This is a genomic window from Mycolicibacterium baixiangningiae (assembly GCF_016313185.1).
GTDB lineage: Bacteria > Actinomycetota > Actinomycetes > Mycobacteriales > Mycobacteriaceae > Mycobacterium > Mycobacterium baixiangningiae.
Map to the genome: position 1 here is coordinate 3,818,094 of NZ_CP066218.1, position 20,891 is coordinate 3,838,984.

At 70.2% G+C, this 20,891-nt stretch carries 18 protein-coding genes; 6 read left to right on the forward strand and 12 right to left on the reverse strand.

Annotation, left to right across the window (positions count from 1 at the left end):
* Positions 1-114: 114 nt before the first annotated feature.
* From I7X18_RS18015 to I7X18_RS18050, 8 genes are all read right to left on the reverse strand, one after another.
* Complete coding sequence (locus I7X18_RS18015; protein ID WP_193043412.1) at positions 115-306, reverse strand: hypothetical protein; 192 nt, start codon at positions 304-306, stop codon at positions 115-117.
* Positions 307-366: 60 nt separating this feature from the next.
* The gene (locus I7X18_RS18020) at positions 367-1,269 is read right to left on the reverse strand and encodes a tyrosine recombinase XerC (protein WP_193043413.1); all 903 of its coding nucleotides are present in this window, start codon (positions 1,267-1,269) and stop codon (positions 367-369) included.
* A 31-nt stretch (positions 1,270-1,300) separates the two neighbouring features.
* Positions 1,301-2,461 (reverse strand): alpha-hydroxy-acid oxidizing protein, encoded by a 1,161-nt coding sequence (locus tag I7X18_RS18025; RefSeq protein WP_193043414.1) that lies wholly within the window; start codon positions 2,459-2,461, stop codon positions 1,301-1,303.
* Between the two features lie 51 nt (positions 2,462-2,512).
* Entirely contained in the window at positions 2,513-3,373 is an 861-nt protein-coding gene (locus I7X18_RS18030; RefSeq protein ID WP_193043415.1) for a siderophore-interacting protein, read from the reverse strand.
* A gap of 65 nt (positions 3,374-3,438) precedes the next feature.
* Positions 3,439-4,569 (reverse strand): DNA-processing protein DprA, encoded by a 1,131-nt coding sequence (dprA, locus tag I7X18_RS18035; RefSeq protein ID WP_193043416.1) that lies wholly within the window; start codon positions 4,567-4,569, stop codon positions 3,439-3,441.
* Positions 4,566-6,077, reverse strand: a complete 1,512-nt coding sequence (locus I7X18_RS18040; RefSeq protein WP_193043417.1) for a YifB family Mg chelatase-like AAA ATPase — start codon at positions 6,075-6,077, stop codon at positions 4,566-4,568. Before I7X18_RS18040 ends, dprA begins: the two co-directional genes overlap by 4 nt.
* A complete protein-coding gene (locus I7X18_RS18045) occupies positions 6,077-6,445 on the reverse strand; it encodes a YraN family protein (RefSeq protein ID WP_193043418.1) in 369 nt (122 codons plus the stop codon). The genes I7X18_RS18040 and I7X18_RS18045 overlap by 1 nt, the downstream gene beginning before the upstream one ends.
* A gap of 97 nt (positions 6,446-6,542) precedes the next feature.
* A complete protein-coding gene (locus I7X18_RS18050; protein ID WP_232375267.1) occupies positions 6,543-7,574 on the reverse strand; it encodes a S1C family serine protease in 1,032 nt (343 codons plus the stop codon).
* A gap of 207 nt (positions 7,575-7,781) precedes the next feature.
* Between I7X18_RS18050 and I7X18_RS18055 the strand changes: the two genes are divergently transcribed.
* On the forward strand, positions 7,782-8,747 hold the full coding sequence (locus I7X18_RS18055; protein ID WP_193043419.1) for an amidohydrolase family protein: 966 nt from the start codon (positions 7,782-7,784) through the stop codon (positions 8,745-8,747).
* Positions 8,748-8,843: 96 nt separating this feature from the next.
* On the forward strand, positions 8,844-9,668 hold the full coding sequence (locus I7X18_RS18060) for a DUF1206 domain-containing protein (RefSeq protein WP_193043420.1): 825 nt from the start codon (positions 8,844-8,846) through the stop codon (positions 9,666-9,668).
* Positions 9,669-9,728: 60 nt separating this feature from the next.
* Here the strand turns inward: I7X18_RS18060 and I7X18_RS18065 are convergent, their stop codons facing one another.
* On the reverse strand, positions 9,729-10,121 hold the full coding sequence (locus I7X18_RS18065) for a hemophore-related protein (protein ID WP_319017954.1): 393 nt from the start codon (positions 10,119-10,121) through the stop codon (positions 9,729-9,731).
* A gap of 390 nt (positions 10,122-10,511) precedes the next feature.
* Here I7X18_RS18065 and I7X18_RS18070 point away from each other — a divergent pair, with 390 nt between their 5' ends.
* Genes I7X18_RS18070 through I7X18_RS18085 form a run of 4 tightly spaced genes read left to right on the forward strand, consistent with a single transcriptional unit; the run spans position 10,512 to position 16,647 of the window.
* Positions 10,512-11,528: an iron ABC transporter substrate-binding protein gene (locus I7X18_RS18070; protein WP_193043422.1), complete on the forward strand. Its 1,017-nt coding sequence runs from the start codon at positions 10,512-10,514 to the stop codon at positions 11,526-11,528.
* Positions 11,529-13,109, forward strand: coding sequence for an ABC transporter permease (locus I7X18_RS18075; protein ID WP_193043423.1), 1,581 nt, complete (start codon positions 11,529-11,531; stop codon positions 13,107-13,109).
* Positions 13,106-14,146: an ABC transporter ATP-binding protein gene (locus tag I7X18_RS18080; RefSeq protein ID WP_193043424.1), complete on the forward strand. Its 1,041-nt coding sequence runs from the start codon at positions 13,106-13,108 to the stop codon at positions 14,144-14,146. The genes I7X18_RS18075 and I7X18_RS18080 overlap by 4 nt, the downstream gene beginning before the upstream one ends.
* Positions 14,143-16,647 carry an AMP-binding protein gene (locus I7X18_RS18085; RefSeq protein WP_193043425.1) on the forward strand — a complete coding sequence of 835 codons (2,505 nt, stop codon included), beginning with the start codon at positions 14,143-14,145 and terminating at the stop codon, positions 16,645-16,647. The genes I7X18_RS18080 and I7X18_RS18085 overlap by 4 nt, the downstream gene beginning before the upstream one ends.
* Here the strand turns inward: I7X18_RS18085 and I7X18_RS18090 are convergent.
* From I7X18_RS18090 to I7X18_RS18100, 3 genes are read right to left on the reverse strand one after another with little or no spacing between them, the layout of a single operon-like run.
* The gene (locus I7X18_RS18090; protein ID WP_193043426.1) at positions 16,616-17,431 is read right to left on the reverse strand and encodes an acyl-CoA thioesterase; all 816 of its coding nucleotides are present in this window, start codon (positions 17,429-17,431) and stop codon (positions 16,616-16,618) included. The genes I7X18_RS18085 and I7X18_RS18090 overlap by 32 nt on opposite strands.
* Positions 17,428-18,648, reverse strand: coding sequence for a CoA transferase (locus I7X18_RS18095; RefSeq protein WP_193043427.1), 1,221 nt, complete (start codon positions 18,646-18,648; stop codon positions 17,428-17,430). Before I7X18_RS18095 ends, I7X18_RS18090 begins: the two co-directional genes overlap by 4 nt.
* A 20-nt stretch (positions 18,649-18,668) precedes the next feature.
* The gene (locus I7X18_RS18100) at positions 18,669-20,885 is read right to left on the reverse strand and encodes a thiamine pyrophosphate-dependent enzyme (protein WP_193043428.1); all 2,217 of its coding nucleotides are present in this window, start codon (positions 20,883-20,885) and stop codon (positions 18,669-18,671) included.
* Between the last annotated feature and the right edge of the window lie 6 nt (positions 20,886-20,891).

Genomic DNA, 20,891 nt, shown 5'->3' on the forward strand with positions numbered 1-20,891 from the left:
ATCGGACGGTGTTCGACGCGGACGTGACCCACTGGCGCGAAACAGCATTCCCGGCTGTCAAGACGACGCCTTCGTAGCCGGGAATGCTGTTTCGCGCGGCAGGCGGGCCGGGCGTCACGACCTGCCAGACCGCCAACCCACATAGATCAGTCCGATACCCAACGCTGCGATGACCGGACCGGCAATCGACCACGTCGTGGTGCCGCTCATCGGGCTGCCCCCGACGAACCCGAACCCCTGCAGCGCGAAGAGCCCGCCCGCCAGCGCCACCAGAACTCCGAGCACGACCAGCACGACGCTTCTCATCCGGCCACACTAACCGCAGACGGTGGCCGTTCGTGGCAGGGCGTTTCGCGGGGCGGGAGGCTACGCGCGGGGGTGGGCCTGGTCGTGGACAGCGCGCAGGCGCGCGACGGTGACGTGGGTGTACAGCTGGGTGGTCGCGAGCGTCGAGTGGCCCAGCAGTTCCTGCACGATGCGCAGGTCCGCGCCGCCCTCGAGCAGGTGGGTGGCGGCGCTGTGCCGCAGGCCGTGCGGGCCGATGTCGGGTGCGCCGGCCACCGCGCCGACGGTCTGGTGCACGACGGTGCGGGCCTGACGCGGGTCGAGGCGCCGCCCGCGGGCCCCGAGCAGCAGCGCGGGTCCGGACTCGGGGGTGGCCAACGCCGGGCGGCCACCGGTCAGCCACGCCCGCAGTGCCTGCTCGGCCGGTTCGCCGAACGGGACAGTGCGCTGTTTATCGCCTTTGCCGAGCACCCGCAACAGCCGCCGCGCGGTGTCGACGTCGTCGATGTCCAGCCCGCACAGTTCGCTCACCCGGATCCCGGTCGCGTACAGCATCTCGACGATCAGATGGTCCCGAAGGGCGAGCGGATCCCCTTGCTGGGCACCGGAATTCGCGGCGTCGAGCGCGTCGAGCGCCTGATCCTGGCGCAATACGGCCGGTAGGGTCCGTCGCGCCTTGGGCATCTGCAACCGGGTGGACGGATCGCTGGACATCAGTCCGCGGCGTACCGCCCACGCGGAGAACGTCTTCACCGCCGACGTCCGCCGGGCCAGTGTGGTGCGTGCGGTTCCGGCCGACGCCTGCGCGGAGAGCCATGCACGCAGCAGCGGCAGGGTCAGGGCCGAAAGGTCGGCGCCGGGTGCCCGTTCGTCGGCGAATGCGAACAGCGACCGCAGATCGCCCCGATACGCACGCCGGGTGTGGTCGGAGCGGCCCCGCTCCAGCGCGAGGTACTGGTCGAACTCGTCGAGGACGGACTCCACGCCCCTACCGTGGCAGAGCTGCCGCGGGTGTCTAGCCGACGCGCCGCAGCGTGTCCGGGGTGAGATCGGCCAAGGTCGGATAGCCGTCGACGGCCATGGTCAGGTCGGCTTCGGCGAGCAGCGAGCGCAGCACGTGGACGACACCGTCGACGCCGCCGAGCGCCAACCCGTAGGCGTACGGCCGCCCGATGCCCACCGCGGTGGCACCGAGCGCGAGCGCCTTGACGATGTCCGCACCGCCGCGGATGCCCGAGTCGAAGAGCACCGGCAGCCCGTCGGCCGCCTCCACGACACCCGGCAGGCAGTCGATGGCGGGCAGGCCGCCGTTGGCCTGCCGCCCACCATGGTTGGAGCAGTAGATTCCGTCGACGCCCTCGTCTTTGGCGCGCCGGGCGTCGTCGGCGTGGCAGATGCCCTTGACGATGAGCGGCAGCGTGGTCAGCGACCGCAGCCACGGCAGGTCGTCCCACGTCAGGGGATTGCCGAACAGGGACACCCACTTGAACACCGCGGCCTGCGGGTTCTCCTCGGGCGACTGGGCCAGCCCGGCCCGGAACACCGGGTCGCTGGTGTAGTTGGCCAGGCAGCGGCCGCGCAGCTGCGGAAAGTTCGACGTCGACAGGTCGCGGGGCCGCCACCCCGGCACCCACGTGTCGAGCGTGACGATGATGCCCTTGTATCCGGCCGCCTCCGCGCGTTGCACCAGGCTCGCGGCCAACTCCCTGTCGGTCGGGGTGTAGAGCTGGAAGAAGCCGGGCGTATCGCCGAACTCGGCGGCGACGTCTTCGAGCGGGTCTTCGGTCAGCGTGGAGACCACCATCGGCACCCCGGTGCGTGCGGCGGCGCGGGCCGTGGCGAGGTCGCCGTGCCCGTCCTGCGCGCAGATACCGATGACACCGATGGGCGCCATGAAAACCGGTGCGGGCAAGGACAATCCGAAGAGTTCGACCGACAGGTCGCGCTCGCGGGTGGCGCGGAACATCCGCGGCACCAGACCCCAGTTGTCGAATGCGGTGCGGTTCACCCGCTGGGTCCGCTCGTCACCCGCCCCGCCCGCGACGTAGGAGTACACCGACGGCGGCATCGCGGACTGCGCCTTGGCCTCCCACTCCGCGAACGTCATCGACAGGTTCGGCATGATGCCGGACAGTCCCTGCAGGTAGATCTCGAGTTGGTAGTCGCCGAATGCCATGCCTGTCAGCGTGCCAGCCCGCACACCGGGGGCGTCGTAGACTCGCGTGTCTCAGCCCGCGGCTTCGGCTTTCGCCAGCTCCGCCTTCCACTGCCGGAACGTCTCCTCGGTGCGGCCCCGCCGCCAGTAGCCCGAGATCGACGACGCCCACTTGGCCTCGACGCCGCGTTCCTTGCGGATGTAGGACCGCAGGTTGTGCATGACGGCCTGAGCCTCGCCGTGGATGAAGACCTGCACCTGCCCGGGCAGCCACAACGCCTCCTTGACCGCCGCGACCAGCGGGGCGTGGTCACCGGCAGCTTCCTCGGGAACCAGGTCGGCGCGTCCGCCGCGGTAGATCCAGCTGACCGACACACCCTCCGGCGCGGACAGAGGAAGCACGTCGTCGGGACCGGCGACCTCGATGAACACCTTGCCGACGGCGTCGGCCGGCAGCGCCTCGAGCACCGCGCTGATGGCGGGCAAGGCCGCCTCGTCCCCGGCGAGCAGATGCCAGTCGGCCGCCGGGTCGGGGCTGTAGGCCCCCGAGGGCCCCATGAGGTAGGCGGGTTGGCCCGGCTGCGCCGAGGCGGCCCACGGGCCGGCCACACCGTGCTCGCCGTGGACGACGAAGTCGATGGTGACCTCCCCGCGGTCTGGGTCGACCTTGCGCACGGTGTAGGTCCGCACCACCGGCCGCTTCTCGGGCGGGAGCACTGTGAAGCTGTCGAGGGTCAGCGGCCGCTCGAGGGCCGACACGTCGATCCCGTTCTGGACGATGACGAGTTTCACGTAGGCATCGGCGAAGTCGCTGGGGGTGAAGGTGTCGAAACCGGGCCCCGATCCGTTGCCGCCGAGCACCACGCGGACCATATGGGGTGCCAACTGCTCGGTGCGCACCACTTCGAACGTGTGGACCGGTCGTCCAGCCACGAATGCCTCCCAATGTCTGTGCTGATCTTCTTCGACGATACGAGCGGGGCGGGCCGCACGGTCGGCTACCGCTTCCTGGCCAGTCTCCAGCGGCCACCGTCATGCCCCACCAACCCTGCCATCTCCAGCATCGCGAGCGGTCCCAGGACCTGGTAGGCCGGGATGCCCGCGGCGACGGCCACCTCGTCCGCGCTGCGCGCCCCCCGCTTCGGCAGGGCGTCGTACACCCGCCGCTCGGTGTCGGTGAGCGCGTCGAGCGGTGAGGCGGGCCGTTCGTCGGCCGGCGCCAGTTCCCCCATCCGACCGACCAGCTCGACGACCTCCTCGGCCCGGGTGACGACCAGGGCGCCGTCGCGCAACAGCCGGTGACACCCCACCGACGCCGCGGAGGTGACCGGCCCGGGCACTGCGCACACGTTGGTGCCGAGAGCGCCGGCCCACCCCGCGGTGTTGGCCGCACCACTGCGGGCGCCGGCCTCGACCACCACCGTGGCGCCCGACAACGCCGCAACGAGCCGGTTGCGGGTCAGAAAGCGGGTCCGGGTCGGGCGGGAGCCCGGCGGATACTCACTGAGCACCAGACCGTCGTCGGCGATCCTGCGCAGCAGCCCGGCGTGGCCCGCCGGGTAGGGCACGTCGATGCCCCCTGCGACCACCGCGACGGTCACCCCCTCACCGGCGAGTGCCGCCCGATGCGCGGCGCCGTCGATGCCGAACGCGCCGCCCGACACCACGGCGACATCACGCATCGCCAGACCGGCGGCCAGATCCGCCGCCACGTGCTCGCCGTATGCGGTGGCGGCACGAGTCCCGACGATCGCCGCGGCGCGAGAGGCCACCTCGCCCATACGCGCCGGACCGACCGCCCACAGCACCAACGGTGGATGGCCCTGCGGCCGCTGGCTGACCTCAGCGTTGGTGAACTTCAGGAAGTTCACCAGCGGCCACTCGTCGTCGAAGGCGGTGACCAGCCGCCCACCCATGCGGGCCAGCACATCGAGATCCCCTTGTGCACAGTCTTGTTCGCGACGTGCTTCGGTCTTCCGCTTGAGCGCCTCGTCCTTCAGGTCACCACGTCGGATCTTCTCGGCCGCCACCACCGGCCCGTCGCGCGCCACCAACGTGGCGAGTTCCGGACACGGCGGTTCGGCGACCCGAGACAGGTACGCCCAGGCGCGTTCCACCTCGGTGCTCATCGCCCGCCCTCCACCTGACGGAAGCTCAGCGCTATCCCGACGTCGTCCTTGGTCGGGGACGACCGCCCGGCGAGGTCGGCCAGAGTCCACGCGACGCGCATCGACCTGTCCACTCCCCGGATGCTCAGCACGCCGCGGTCCAACGCGGTCTGCAGCGGCTCCATCGCGTCGGTGGACAGGCGGAACTTCCTGCGCAGCAGAGGTCCGCTGACTTCGGCGTTGGTGCGGATGCCGTACGGCCGCCACCGTTGCGCGGCCGCCGCGCGGGCTGCTGCGACCCGTTCACGCACCACGGATGTGGGCTCGCCCGTTTCCGGGGTGAACGCACCGGCCCGCACCGGGTGCAGCTCCACCCGGAGGTCGACACGGTCGAGCAGTGGGCCCGACAGCTTGCCGAGGTAGCGACGCTTGACGCCACCCGGGCAGATGCAGTCCCTGGGATTGGGCGGTGCGCAGGGGCACGGATTGGCGGCCAGCACCAGTTGGAAGCGCGCGGGGTAATGGGCGACACCGTCTCGGCGGGCGAGCCGGATCTCGCCGTCTTCCAACGGGGTTCGCAGTGCCTCCAACGCGCTGACCCGGAGCTCGGCGCATTCGTCGAGGAAGAGTACGCCGCGGTGGGCGCGGCTGACGGCACCGGGCCGCGCGAGTCCGGACCCGCCACCGACCAGTGCTGCGACGCTCGACGTGTGATGCGGGGCGACGAAGGGCGGACGGGTGATCAACGGCGTGGCACCGGTCAGTAGACCCGCCACCGAATGGATCGCCGTCACCTCGAGGGACTCCCCTTCCGACAGCGGCGGTAACAAACCCGGAAGCCGTTGCGCCAGCATCGTTTTGCCCACCCCCGGCGGACCGGTCAGCATCAGGTGGTGTGCGCCGGCGGCGGCCACCTCGACGGCGAAGCGGGCGTGTGCCTGGCCGACGACGTCGGCGAGGTCGGCGGTCTCGTCGGCCTCGACCGGCGGTGCGGCGATGCGGGCTTCCAGGTCGGCTTTGCCAGCCAGCCACCCGTGGAACTGTCCGAGTGTCCGCACACCCCACACCTCGACGCCGTCGACGAGGCTCGCCTCGGCGAGGTTGTCGCGTGGCACGACCACGGCCGGCCACCCTTCGCGCTTGGCGGCCAGTACCGCCGGCAGTACCCCTTTGACGGCACGGACGCGGCCGTCGAGCGCCAATTCGCCGAGTAGAACGGTCTTGTCCAGCCGGCCCCACTCCTTCTTGCCGTGCGCAGACATCACCGCGGCAGCCAACGCCAGGTCGTACACCGACCCCATCTTCGGCAGAGTGGCGGGCGAGAGCGCCAGCGTCAGCCGGGACATGGGCCATTCGGCGCCACAGTTGGTGATCGCCGCACGCACCCGGTCACGCGACTCCTGCAGCGCCGCATCGGGCAACCCGACCAGATGCACCCCAGGCAGCCCGTTGGAGATGTCGGCCTCGATCTCGACGATGACTCCGTCCAGGCCGAGCACCGCGACCGAGAACGCACGTCCCAGCGCCATCACGCCACCCCCGTCAGATGGGTGATCTCCGGGGTGGCTTGCCGCCCGATCCGCACGCCGATGACGTCGATGCGCACCACCGCCCAGTGCTCGTCCTGACCGGCCAGCCACAACCCGGCCAGCCGGCGCAGCCGCCGCACCTTCTGCGGGGTGACCGCTTGGGCCACCCCGCCGAAACCGTCACCCGTGCGGGTCTTGACTTCGACGAACACCACCGCCCGCGCCGCGGGATCAGTGACGATGACGTCGAGTTCGCCGTAGCGGCACCGCCAATTGCGTTCCAGCACTTGCATACCGAGATCGCGCAAGTGCTCGACGGCCAAGTCTTCCCCCAGCGCGCCGATCGCCGCGCGTGTCCACGAAGTCATGCCACGAGATTGCGCAGCGACACCGACACCGAGGGCACCGCGAGACCGAGTTATCCCCAGGCGCCGATTCATCCACAGCCCGGGCGTCGCGGCAGTGTCAGCCGGCTCGTTCCCCGATGGTGACGGTCATCTGCTGCTGGGCACTTCCGCGATGAACGGATATTGGCACCTGGGCACCGGGTCGCGTGCGGCGCAGCGCACTCAACAGATCCTCCACACCGCGGACCGCGTTACCGTCCAGCTCGGTGATCACGTCGCCGGATTGCACCCCGGCCGTCGCCGCGGGCGATCCGCGGTCCACCCCCGTGACGAGCGCTCCATCTTCGACGGACACACCCAGACCGCGCCGGACAGCCGGCGTCAACTGCGTGATCGACACCCCCAGATACGGGTGCGCCGCGCGCCCGCTCTCGAGCAACTGGTCGGACACGTCGATCGCGGTGGCGGACGGAATGGCAAAACCGAGCGACACCGCGCCGGCCGCCGGTGGGATGTAGGCCTCGTTGATTCCGACCACCCGGCCCTCGGCGTCCAGCAGCGCTCCCCCGGAATTGCCCGGCGATATCGGCGCGTCGGTCTGGATGAGATCGACAAGTGACTGACTCTGCGCCGCCGAACCGGGGATGTCGCGGTGCAGCCCGGAGATCACGCCGGCCGTCACCGAGTTCTGAAAGCCCAGCGGACTGCCGATCGCCACCGCCCAGTCGCCGGGCCGCGGCAGCTCGACGCGGTACTCCGGCACCGGCAGGCCGGTTCTCGAGCTGCGAACCACCGCCAGATCGGTGACCGTATCGGTGGCGAGCACGACACCGTTGGCCTGCTCGCCGTCGGCGAATTCGAGCGCGACGTCCCGCGCAGTCCCGACCACGTGGGCGTTGGTGACGATCACATCGGGTCGCAGCACCACTCCGCTGCCCACACCGTTGTCGATGCGCACGGTCACCACGCTCGGGCTGACCCGCTCCACCACGTCGGCGAACCCGGCCACCTGGGGCGAGCCGGCGGTCTGTGGATTCGGTGTGGGTGATTCCGCACTCGTTTGGCCACTCGTCTGCGCATTGTCCTGCTGGCTGCCGGAACCGCAGCCCGGCACCAGTGCCAGCACCGCCACGACTCCGAACGCCGTCACTCTCCTCCGTGTCCTCACGCCTGCCCCTCACCCACCGATGCGATCTGTCCGCCACCTGTCCTCGTAGGTTACGACCAGCCCGAACCCGCCGCGGCGACACCGCCAATTGCGTTCCGGCACTTGCCTATCGCCCGAATCCATGAGGCCGTCCCTCCGATGCGGGTAGCTTCGGCACCAGGGCATGGTTTCGGCGGAGGCGGGGCGAGGATGCGCACCATCGCTTTGGAAGAGCACTTCATCACCGGTGATCTCGCGCATTACAGCGACGCCACCCGTTCGCTGGCCCAGCCGCAGGTGTGGCAGGAAGCCAGCAGACGCCTCACCGACCTGGCCGAACAGCGGCTGGCCGATATGGACGCCGCCGGGGTCGATGTCGCGGTCCTTTCGCTGACCGCGCCGGGCATCCAGGCAGAGCCCGATCCGCAGCTCGCAGTAGCGCGGGCCGCCGAGGCCAACGACTTCCTGGCCGGTCTGATCGCCGCGAACCCCACCCGGTACCGGGGGTTCGCCGCGTTACCCCTGCAGAACGGCGACGCCGCGGCCAGAGAACTGCAGCGCTCAGTCGAGCAACTCGGAATGTGCGGCGCCCTGGTCAACGCGCACACCCAGGGGGTGTATCTCGATGCGCCACCGCTGCGGGCGGTGTGGGAGCGCGCCGAAAGCCTCGACGTCCCGCTGTACCTGCACCCGGCCAACGGGTTCGACACCCCGCACGTCATCACCGGGCACCCCGAGCTGATCGGCCCGATGTGGAGTTGGGGCACCGACACCGCCACGCATGCGCTGCGGCTGATCTTCGCAGGGGTGTTCGACGACTTCCCCGGCGCCAAACTACTGCTCGGCCACATGGGCGAGAGCCTGCCGTACTCACTGTGGCGCCTGGATTCCCGCTGGGACTGGCACCGCCACCACGGCATCGAACTCCAACTCGACCACCCCTCGGAGTACCTGCGGCGCAATGTCTACGTGACCACCAGCGGGGTGTGCGACGATCCGCCGCTGTTGTGCGCGCTGGCCGCCCTGGGCTCCGAGCACGTGCTCTTCGCCACCGACTATCCGTACGAGGACATCACCACGGCGACCGCGTTTCTGGCCGGTGCCGCGATCAGCGACGACGACCGGGCCAGGATCAGCCACGGCAACGCCGAGCGGCTGCTGCACATCGACCCATGATCCGCACGGCCCGACGTCGGAGTTTCACGCTCGTCGAAAAGGGGGACTCGTAGCCGTTCCATTCTGGGCTGCACCGACGCAGGAGGTTTTTCACACATGAGCGCCAGACCCGGCTACGGCAACGTGCACGGCGCCGTCAACAAAGCCACCGACAACAACGCCTTCGAGTACGCGGCGCGCGCCGGGTTCGCCGCAAGCGGTGTCCTTCACCTGCTGGTCGGCTACATCATCCTGCGGATCGCCCTGGGCAGCGGCGGTAACGCCGATCAGTCGGGGGCGCTGGCGGCGCTGGCGGGCCAGACCGGCGGCAAGATCGTGCTGTGGGTCGCCACCATCGGCCTCTTCGCGCTGGGGCTCTGGCGGCTCGCGGAGGCGTTCGTCGGTTCCAAGCCCGGTGAGCGCTCCAGCGGGGAGGACAACCCCGCCTGGAAGCGCGCCAAATCGGTGGGCCTCGCGATCGCCAACTTCGCCATCGCGTTCTCGGCGATGCAGTTCGCCACCGGCGGCGGACAGTCCAGCGGCCAGCAGAACTCCGGCATCTCGGCCCAGCTCATGCAGTCAGGCTGGGGGAAGCTGCTCTTGATACTGATCGGCCTCGGCGTCATCGGCGTCGGCGGCTACCACGTGTACAAGGGGGCCACGAAGAAGTTCTTCAAGGATCTGCGGGTGTCGAGCGGAACGGGGATCACCGCGGTCGGCGTCGCCGGCTACGTCGCGAAGGGCCTCGTCCTCGCCGGCGCAGGCATCCTGGTCATCGTCGCAACCCTGCAGGCCGATCCGGCCAAGGCTTCCGGTCTCGACGCCGCGGTCAAGACCCTGGGTCAGGCTCCGTTCGGGAAGTTCCTCCTGATTGTCGCCGCGATCGGCATCGCCGCCTTCGGTGCGTACAGCTTCGTGCGCAGCCGCTACGGCCGCATGTAGCCACCCTGGAGACGAGACCGCCGCCGCAGCGTCGCTGCGGCGGCGGTATCGCGTCAGGACTTATTCGGCGAGCGCGTCGAACAGCATCGCCAACTGGCCGGGCTGCACGGTGACCCCGCACTGGTTGCGCTGATCGATCAGCGGCCGTGCGATGTTGCGCAGGTCGAGGAACTCGTTCGGGTTCGCGGTGAAGTACGCCCGAACCGTGGCCTCCCCGTCACCGGCCGGCTGCGATGCCGCCCGGGTCAGGGCGTCGTTGGCGCCCGGATGGGTGCTGAGGTAACCGCCAGCGGCGCTGAGCACGCCGCCCGCCGTCGTGGCGAAGCCGCTGGCATTGCACGCCGCCGGCTGGGCGGCCGCCGTCGGCAACGCGATGGCGGCGGCAGCGACACCGCCGAGAGCGCAGGCGGCAAATGCGCCGGCGATGCCGCGGCGCGCAGTCTGTGAGGACATGGTCATGTCTCGTCTTCCTCGTCTGTATTAGGGAACGGTCGCGTTCCACGGCGACCACGAGCCAACGTACCCGCCGAAACCGACGTCGATCCGGGGCGAAAAACGCCCTGGTCAGATTGCGAAAAGCGTTACAGATCGCGGCGTGACGTCGGCCTCAATCCGCGCCGATTTCCTGAGCCTTCGTTAAGGGTGAGCCGCTGCGGTTAAGAACCGAGAAGGCCCTCTCAAGAAGTTGTGACCGCACTGTGACAGCTACCAAGCGCCGATTTCCGCTCCGGGGAACCCACGGCATCAGACTGCGCCAAGCACGGTCGGCCGCGGGCGAGCGAAGGGTATCTTCACTTAGGTCAGCCTCAGGTGATGGCGCCGGTGGCGGAAAGGACGTCCCGGATGCGACCTCGCTGGAGCCGGATCGCTGGAGCCATATCAGTCGTCGCGGTGGCGGTCGGCCTGACCGCCTGCTCGAGTTCCGGCGACTCCGACGAGCTGCTGATCTACAACGCACAGCACGAGTCGCTCACCAAGGAATGGATCGACGCCTTCACCAAGGAGACCGGCATCAAGGTCTCCTACCGCCAAGGCGGCGACACCGAACTGGGCAACCAGCTGGTCGCCGAGGGTGACGCCTCTCCCGCCGACGTCTTCCTCACCGAGAACTCCCCCGCCATGGCCGCCGTCGAGCGCGCCGGGCTGTTCGCCGATCTCGCCCCGGACACGATCCAACAGGTTCCGGCGCAGTACCGTCCGGCCACCGGCAAGTGGACCGGCGTCGCCGCACGCTCAACGGTGTTCGTGTACAACAGGGCTCGCCTGCAGCCCGACCAGCTGCCCACGTCTCTGGTGGACCTGCAGCGGCCGGAATGGAAGGGACGCTGGGGCGCACCGCCGGCGAAGGCGGACTTCCAGGCGATCGTCGCGGCGCTGCTGCAGCTGAATGGCGAGCCCGCGACGGCGGAGTGGCTGGCCGGGATGAAGGCCAACGCGGTCATCTACAACGACAACATCGCAACCCTCAAGGCCGTCAACGCCGGAGAGGTCGACGGCGGCGTGATCTACCACTACTACTGGTTCCGCGATCAGTCGAAGACCAAGGAGATCAGCGGCAACACGGCCCTTCACTACTTCAAGAACCAAGACCCCGGCGCGTTCGTCAGCCTCTCCGGCGGCGGCGTGCTCGAGTCCGCCGACAAGAAGGACCAGGCGCAGCAGTTCATCGCGTTCATCACCGGCAAGGCCGGTCAGGAGGTGCTCGAGAAGGGCACGTCGTTCGAGTACCCGGTGGCCAGCGGCGTGCCGGCGAATCCGGCTCTGCCCCCATTGGATTCGCTGCAGGCGCCGGCAGTCGACCCCTCGACCCTGGACGCCCAGAAGGTGACCGACCTGATGACGAAGGCTGGCTTGTTGTAGGTGGTCGCGACCGCTCCCCCCGTCACTGCGCCCGTCGCGCCGACCAGCCGGTCGGAGCCGACAGCGCGGCCCGGGCCGCTGGTCGCGGCGACGGTGATGATCCTCGTCGCCGCAACGCTGATCCCGCTGGGATATGTGGCCTGGGGCGCGATCTCGATCGGCGGGCACCGGGCGTACGAGCTGGTGGTGCGGCCGCGCGTCGGTGAACTGCTGATCAACACCGTGGCCCTGGTCGCGGTCACCGTCCCGTTGTGCGTGGTGCTCGGGGTCGGTGTGGCGTGGCTGGTCGAACGCACCGATCTGCCCGGCCGGGCGTTCTGGCGTCCGGTGTTCGTCGCACCGCTTGCGGTCCCTGCCTTCGTCAACAGCTACGCCTGGGTCGGGATCATCCCGTCGCTGCACGGGTTGTGGGCGGGGGTGCTGGTCACCACGCTGTCCTACTTCCCGTTCGTGTACCTGCCCGCCGCCGCAACGCTGCGCCGCCTCGACCCCGCTGTCGAGGAGTCGGCGCGCGCACTGGGATCCGATTCCATCGGCGTGTTCTTCCGGGTGGTACTGCCGCAGCTGCGGTTGGCGATCCTCGGCGGTGGACTGCTCATCGCGGTGCATCTGCTCGCGGAGTTCGGTGCGTTCGCGATGGTGCGGTTCGACACCTTCACCGTCGCGATCTTCCAGCAGTTCCAGGTCACGTTCGACGGGGCGGCGGGCAGTATGCTCGCCGGCGTCCTGGTGCTGCTGTGCTTGATGCTGCTCGTCGCCGAGGCCGGGGCGCGCGGCCATGTGCGATACGCCCGGATCGGCTCCGGTGCACCACGCGCCTCCACTCCGATACATCTGGGCCACAACGCTGTACCCGCGCAGGCCGCGCTCGCCGGTCTGGCGGTGCTCGCTCTCGGCGTGCCGGTGTGGACGATCCTGCGCTGGTTGTGGATCGGTGGCGCGCAGGTGTGGAATCTCGCCGATATCGGCGCGGCACTCGGCCAGACCGTCGCGCTGGCCGCGACGGCAGCCGCACTCACGACAGTGCTCGCCTTCCCCGTTGCCTGGGTTGCGGTGCGCTCCAGCGGATTCCTGGCCCGCGCGGTGGAAGGCGCCAATTACATCACCAGTTCGCTGCCCGGGATCGTCACCGCGCTCGCGCTGGTCACCGTGACCATCCACCTCGCCCGTCCCCTCTATCAGAGCGTGGCGCTGATCGTCTTCGCCTACGTGTTGCTGTTCATGCCGCGCGCCCTGGTGAACGTGCGCGCCGGGCTCGCCCAGGTCCCACCCAGCCTCGAGGAGGCGTCCCGGTCCCTTGGCCGCTCGCCGACCGCGACGTTCCTGCGCGTCACACTGCGCCTGACCGCACCCGCGGCCGCGGCCGGCGCATCGATGGTGTTCGTCGCCGTGGCCACCGAACTGACCGCGACGCTGCTGCTCGCCCCCACCGGCACCCGGACGCTGTCGATGCTGTTCTGGTCCTACGCCGGCGAACTCGACTACGCGGCCGCCGCACCGTACGCCCTGATGCTGGTTCTACTCGCCTTCCCGGTGACCCTGGTCCTGCTCAAACAGTCGACGAAGGTGGCCGCCCGGTGATTCTCGAAACCCGCGGGCTCGCAAAGTCGTTCCATGGCGCCACAGTGCTCGACCACATCGACCTCGACCTGGCGCCGGGCACCCTCACCGCGATCGTCGGATCCTCCGGGTGCGGTAAGACCACCCTGCTGCGGCTCATCGCCGGCTTCGAAAACCCTGACGCGGGAACGATCGCCATCGCCGGGCGTGAGGTGGCGAGCGCGTCCGCCGCGGTGCCGCCCCACCGTCGCAGCGTCGGCTACGTCGCGCAGGACGGTGCACTGTTCCCCCATCTGACCGTCGGGCAGAACATCGCCTACGGCCTGCCCGGCGCGGCCCGCAGCGCCGCGGTGCGTGCCCGGGTGTCCGAACTCCTCGAAACCGTCGCGCTGGACGGCGATTACGCGTCTCGCCGCCCGCACCAGCTCTCGGGTGGGCAGCAACAGCGTGTCGCGCTGGCCCGCGCGTTGGCCCGAGAACCCGACCTCATGCTGCTCGACGAACCGTTCAGCGCGCTGGACACCGGGCTGCGGGCTGCCACGCGAAAGGCCGTCGCCGGGCTTCTCGCCCAAGCCGGTGTGACCACGCTGCTGGTGACCCACGACCAGGAGGAGGCGCTGTCGATCGCCGATCAGGTGGCGGTCATGCGCGACGGCCGCTTCACCCAGGTGGGCACGCCCGAGCAGGTGTACCGGCGGCCGGCGGACCGGTTCACCGCGGAATTCCTCGGCGACTGCATCGCCCTGCCGTGCACCGTGACGGCCGGCGTCGCGGACACCGCTCTGGGGCGCATCCGGGTCGCGGCAGCCGCAGACGGTCCCGCCACACTCCTGCTCCGGCCGGAACAGCTCGTGGCGACCGTCGTCTCCGACAGCGAGCAACTCGACGGCGTCGGGACCGTCGTCGCCACCGAATTCCTCGGCCACGACGTGCTTTTGACGATCGAGCCCGCCGCCGGTTCCGATCCGATCATCGTGCGGCAGCACAGCCTCGACCCACCGCCGGTCGACGCCAAGGTGCGCATCCAGGTGGTCGGTAGCGGAGTGGTTCTGCCATGAGGGATCTGCTTGAACATCTTCGCGGGCACGGCGACCGGGTCGCGGTGCTGACCGACACGCAGCAGATGTCCTACGGCGGCCTCGCCGACCGGGTGTCGGAGGCCGCCGACCGGCTCGGGGACACCCGTCGCCTGGTGATGCTCGAAACCCGCAACGACATCCCCACTCTGGTGCACTATCTGGCCGCGCTCGCCAGCGGTCACGTGGTGCTGCCGGTCCCGGCCGGACGTGACCACAGCGAGTTGCTGGCCACTTACGACCCCGATGTCGTGATCGACGCCGCCGGGATGTGTCACCGGCGTCCCGGCAGCGCCCACACCCTGCACGAGAACCTGACGCTGTTGCTCTCCACATCCGGCAGCACCGGTTCACCGAAGTCGGTCCGGCTGTCGCGGCGGAACCTGCTCAGCAACGCCACCGCGATCGCCGACTATCTCGACATCCGCGAAAACGACCGCGCCGCAACTACTCTGCCGATGTCCTACTGCTACGGGCTCTCGGTCATCCACAGCCATCTGCTTCGCGGTGCGGCGCTGATCCTCAGCGAGGACTCCGTGGTCGACGACGAATTCTGGACGCTGTTCCGCCACCACGGCGGCACCACCTTCGCCGGTGTGCCCTACACGTTCGACCTCCTCGACCGCGTCGGCTTCGACACCATGGATCTGCCGGACCTGCGCTACCTCACCCAGGCCGGCGGCCGGCTGGCACCCGAGCGGGTGCGGCGCTACGCCGAACTGGGCGCGGCGCGCGGCTGGCAGCTGTTCGTGATGTACGGCGCCACCGAGGCCACCGCCCGCATGGCCTACCTGCCACCCGAACTCGCCGCCGAGCATCCGGGCTGCATCGGGCGGCCCATCCCGGGTGGGTCGTTCACGATCGAACCGCTCGACGGCTGGCCGGCCGACGATACCGCGGGCGAACTCGTCTACCGCGGCCCCAACGTGATGATGGGATACGCGCACGGATCCGCCGACCTCGCCCGTGGTGACGAGGTCGATGCGTTGCACACCGGTGACATCGCGCGGCGCCGGCCGGACGGGCTCTACGAGGTGATCGGCCGCAGCAGCCGGTTCGTCAAGATGTACGGCCTGCGCATCGATCTGCAACGCGTCGAGACGGCGCTGCGCGATCGTGGGGTGACCGCGTTGTGCACAGACCTCGACGAGCGTCTGGTCGTCGCAGCGACCGCGCCTCGCGACCGCGACGAGGTGGCGCGCCTGGCCGCCGACACCGCGGGTATCCCGTCGACTGCCGTACACGCCGTGGTGGTGTCCGAGCTGCCGGTGCTGCCGACGGGCAAACCGGACTACCCCGCGGTGCGTGCCTTGGTCGATGCACTCGACGACACCGCGCTCGACGACACCGCGCCGCAGGCCTCGGACCTCGCGACGGTGGTCGCCGACGTCCTGCACATCGACAGGAATCAGGTCGATCCGGACGCCAGCTTCATCGACCTGGGCGGCAACTCGCTGACGTATGTGGCGATGTCGGTCCGCCTCGAGCGCGCCCTGGGCCGGCTGCCCGCCGACTGGCAGCGCCTTCCACTGCGCGAGCTGCAGCGCCGAGCGGTCCCCCGGCGGCGCTGGACCGCCACGCTGGAGACCAGCGTCGCGCTGCGCGCCATCGCGATCGTGCTGATCGTCGGTTCGCACGCCACGCTGTTCGAGATGTGGGGCGGTGCGCACGTGCTGCTGGGAATCGCCGGCTACAACTTCGGCCGGTTCTGCCTGACGCCCGCCCCCCGCGGGCACCGGGTACGCCACCTGCGCACGACGATCGCCTGGATCGCGATTCCCTCGATCGTGTGGGTGGCGGTCGCGCTGGTGATGACCGACGACTACCACCTCTCGAATCTGTTGCTGGCGAACAAGATTCTCGGTCCGCACGACAGTATGACGGCCGGGCGGTTGTGGTTTGTCGAGGTCCTGGTCTGGATTCTGGTGGCGCTGGCCGCCCTGTGCCTGCTGCCCGCCGCGGATCGCGCCGAGCGGCGGTGGCCGTTCGCGTTCGCCGCGACGTTCCTCGCGGTCGGCTTGGCGCTGCGCTACGACGTTCTCGGGCTGAACCTCGGCCGGGAGGCCTGGTTCACGATGCTGGCCTTCTGGTTCTTCGCGGCCGGTTGGGCGGCGGCGAAGGCGACCACCGCGTGGCAACGTGTCGCGGTCACGGTCGCGCTCGTGGTGGGCCTCTACGGCTACTTCGGCAACACCCACCGCGAATTGCTGGTGTTGACGGGCTTCGTGCTGCTGATCTGGCTACCCGCCATACGCTGTCCGGCCGGTCTCACGGTGGCGGCCGGCGTGGTCGCCGAGGCGTCGCTGTACACCTACCTCACGCACTTCCAGGTCTATGCGCTCTTCGAGGGCCACCCCGCGCTCGGCGCCGCCGGGTCGATCGTGGTCGGCGTGCTGCTCACCCAGGCGGTCACGCTGGTGCGCCGGCGGATGCGCGAGCGCCGGCCGACCCTCAGCGCTCCCGCGGTTCCCGCTCGGCGATGAGCCCCTCCTGCACCAGGGTCGCCGCGATCACGCCGTCCGCGCGCACGAGGCTCGCGGTGATCACCCCGCGGCCGCGCGCGGCGGCGGGCGAGGTGGACTCCAGCAGGTTCCATTCGTCGGCACGCACCGGCTGGTGAAACCACACCGCCGAATCGGTGGTGCCGCTGCGATGGGTCCGCGCTCTCATCGAGTGTTCGTGCACCTGCAGCGCGGGGTCGATCATGTAGAGGTCGGTGACGTACACCGCGACCAGGGTGTGCACCAGGGGATCCTCGGGCAACGCCACCGTGGCACGCCACCACAGCCGGCGGACGAAATGTCCGTCGGAGCGGTCGTCGGTGACGCGGATGTCGAGTTCGTCGAGCGGCACCGACGGCGCGGGCCCCGGTGGGCCGGTCCGGTCGAGGGCGTCCGGGCCCGTCGCCGGCAGCCGGTGCCGGCCGTGTTCGGGACCCGCCATCGGCGCCGCGAACGACACCGTCGCGGTGGTCAGCAACCGCCCGTCCTGGCGGGAATCCACCCGGCGCGCGGCCGTGGTGCGGCCGTCGGACACCGCGGTGACGTCGTAGTCGACGGGGTCCCCCGCCTCGCCGCCCCGCAGGAACTGCAGATGCATATGGGTCGGGAGCCGGTCGGCGCCGACGGTGTGCGCGGCCGCGGCCAGGCTCTGCGCGGCGAACTGACCGCCGTACGCCCGTTTGCCCGCAGGGCCACTAGGGCGCCCGATCCACGTGTCCGCACTTTGCCCTGCCGCCACGCCGACGAGCTCGAGCAGTCGGCTCACGAGTCGCGCGATCCCGTTGCGACGCAACCGGATCCGGTCAGCCGGCCGATCTCGTCATCCGACAGGCCGAGCCACTCGGAGAGCACCGAAGCGGTGTCGTCGCCGAGCGCTGGGGCCGCGACGGCAGGCGGGTAGGTGCCGTCGAACGCGATGGGCAACCCGGGGGCCAGATGGCGGCCGACCCGCGGCTGGTCGAGTTCGGTGAACAGGGGGTTGGCGGTGACCCGGTCACTGGCGGCGACCTCCGCGAAGCTGCGGTAGCGCTCCCACAGCACCGAGGTGCCGGACAGGGCCATTGTGACCTCGTCGGCGGTGTGCCCGCTGAACCAGACGGTGAACAACCCGGTCAGCGCGTCGCGGTGCCGGTAGCGTTCCCCCTCGTCGGTGAGGTCGGCGCCCAGTGCATCGCCCAGCGCGGCAACGGCATTGGTCGTTCCGGTGAGTTCGGTGAGGTCGCGGAAGTGCCGGTTGGTCAGCGCGACCACCATGAACGCCGCGCCGTCGCTGCTGACGAAGTTCTGGCCGTAGGTGCCGTACAGCGAATTGCCCACGCGAGGACGGGTTTCGCCGGTCACCATCGCCTCGGTGAGCAGCGCGAGGTTGCCCGCGGTGGCCAAAGCCACGTTCTCCAGGGGAATGCTGATCCGGGCGCCGGCGCCGGTGGCGTCCCGGTGCCGCAGGGCGGCGGTGACCGCCAGCGCGACGTACAGCCCGCAGGACACATCCCACGCCGGAAGCACGTGGTTGACCGGTGTCGCCAGATCCGGCGGGCCCGTCACCAACGGGAAACCCGTTGCGGCGTTGACGGTGTAGTCGACCGCGGTGCCGCCGTCGGCGCGGCCCGACACCTCGACGTGGATCAGATCCGGCCGGCGCTCGACCAGTACGTTGTACGAATGCCATTGTCGCCCCGCCACATTCGTGATCAGCACACCGGCGTCGGCGATCAGGCGCGCCACCAGCTCCTGACCTTCGGCAGTCCGCATGTCCACCGCGACCGAACGCTTGCCCTTGTTCAGCCCGGCCCAGTAGATGCTGTCCCCGGCGTCGGTGACCGGCCATCGCCGATAGTCCGCGGCCCCGCCGACCGGGTCGACGCGGATGACCTCGGCACCCAGTTGCGTCAACGTCATCCCCGCCAGCGGTACCGCGACGAAGCTGGAGATCTCGACGATGCGCACCCCGGCGAGCGGCGGGACCCGATCCGTTGGAGGCATCCGCTCAAGTTAGCAAGCGGTCAGGCGCTCGCCGTGCGGGCCAGCTTGATGGCGGCCGCCTCGATGGTGTCCTCGCTCAGCAGGACCTGCAGCGCGGCGTCACCGAGCGGGATGAAGCTGTCGCGGCCGGCGACGCGGTCGACCCGGCCGGTGTAGCCGTGGGCGAGCAGCGCGGCGAGCACGCCTTCGCCCACGCCGCCGGTCTCGCGGGTCTCGTCGACGATGAGCACCCGGCCGGTGGCCCGCGCCTCGCGCAGCATGTCCTCGACCGGCAGCGGTGCCAGCCAGCGCAGGTCGACGACGCGGGTGGCGATGTGCATGCCTGCGAGCCGGTCGGCTGTCCGGAGGCTCATCCACAGCCCGTTGCCGAACGTGAGGATCGTCAGGTCGGCGCCGTCGCCGTAGGTGCGCGCGCGGCCGATCGGGGCGGTCGCGCCGGACAGCGGCGCCAGCCACTGCTCGTCGCCGTCGGTGTGCAGATCTTTGGTGTGGTACAGCGCGATCGGCTCCAGGAAAAGGCACACCGCGCCGGCCGTCTTCGCGGCGGCCACGCACGCCTGCATCATCGCCGCGGCGTCGTCCGGGCGCGCCGGGGAGGCGATCACGACACCGGGGATGTCGCGCATCGCCGCGATCGAGTTGTCGTTGTGGAAATGCCCGCCGAAGCCCTTCTGGTATCCGTAGCCGGCGACGCGCACCACCATCGGGTTGCGGTACTGCCGGTCGGCGAAGAACTGCAGGGTGGCGGCCTCACCGCGGATCTGGTCGGCGGCGTTGTGGAAGTACGCCAGGTACTGGATCTCCGGGATCGGCAGTAGGCCCGACACTCCCGCGCCGAGGGCGAGGCCGAGGATGGCCTGCTCGTCGAGCAGCGTGTCGAACACCCGTGCCTGGCCGGCCTTCTGCTGCAGACCGCGGGTGACGCCGTACACGCCGCCTTTGCGGGCCACGTCCTCACCGAAGATCAGCGTCTCGGGGTGGCGGGCCAGCGCGTCGGCGAGGGCGCGGTTGATCGCTTGGGCCACCGTCATCGGTGCGCCGTCCGTCGCGGGATACGGTGCGGCCGAGGCGGCCACCGCCTCGTCGAGGCTGTCCCGCAGCGGGCGCAGCACCGCGTCGGGGCTGTCGAGCTGGGGCAGGTCGGCGACGTCGCGGGCCATGTCGAGCACCTCGCGGCGGCTGGACTCGTAGCGCTCCAGCACCTCCTCGGCGGACAGGATTCCTTCGGCCACAAGTATTTTCGCGGTGTTCAGCACCGGGTCGCGCTCGAAGTCGGCGAGGATCTCGTCGGGGCGGCGGTAGGCCGGTTCGTAGTCGGAGCCGGCGTGGCCCATCAGCCGCACCGTGGACAGGTGCAGGAAGGCGGGACGGCGTTGCGTACGCACCCAGGCCGCCGCCGCGCGGGCCGTCTCCAGGGGGGCGACCAGGTCCGACCCGTCGGCGGCGAAGTACTCGAGGCCTTCCCGGTGGCCGTAGGTGCGGGCGATCCAGCCGCGCGGGGTCCTGGTGGAGATGCCGATGCCGTTGTCCTCGCAGACGAACAGCAGCGGCATCGGCATGCCCTGGTAGGCGGTGTGCATCGCGGTGTTGAGCGCTCCGACCGCGGTGGAGTGGTTGGCCGAGGCGTCGCCGAAACTGCACACCGTGACCGCGTCGTCGGGCCATAGGCAGGGCACGTCGAGTTTACGGGCGCGGCCCGTCGAGAAGGCCACCCCGACCGCGCGCGGCAGATGCGAGGCGATGGTGCTGGTCTGCGGGATGATGTTGAGGTCCGCCCGGCCGAACACCTTGTGCCTGCCACCGGAGATCGGTTCCTCGGTGGCCGCGACGAGGCCGAGGAGCACGTCGCGCAGCCCCGCGGACAGTCCGTCGTCGACCTGCTGGGCGCGGGCGAGGAAGAACCCGCCGGACCGGTAATGCAGCAGCGCCGGGTCGGTCGGTCGCAGCGCCGCCGCCACCGCGGCATTGCTCTCATGCCCTGAGGACCCGATCGTGTAGTAACCGCGGCCGCGGGACCGCAGCCACCGGGCGGCCAGGTCGAGGTGGCGGCTGCCGAGCGCGGCGCCGAACACCGCAAGCGCCTCGCGGACCGTCACCGTGGATCCGTCGCGCACGGGATCGTCGTCGCCGCGGCGCGGCGCGGGAATCTCGCCGCGCCGCGACGGGGCGGTGCGTGACAGGGCCGAGATCGTCGTCGTGAAGTGTTCGTCGACGGCTTCACGTTTCGTGCTGGCCACCGGGCC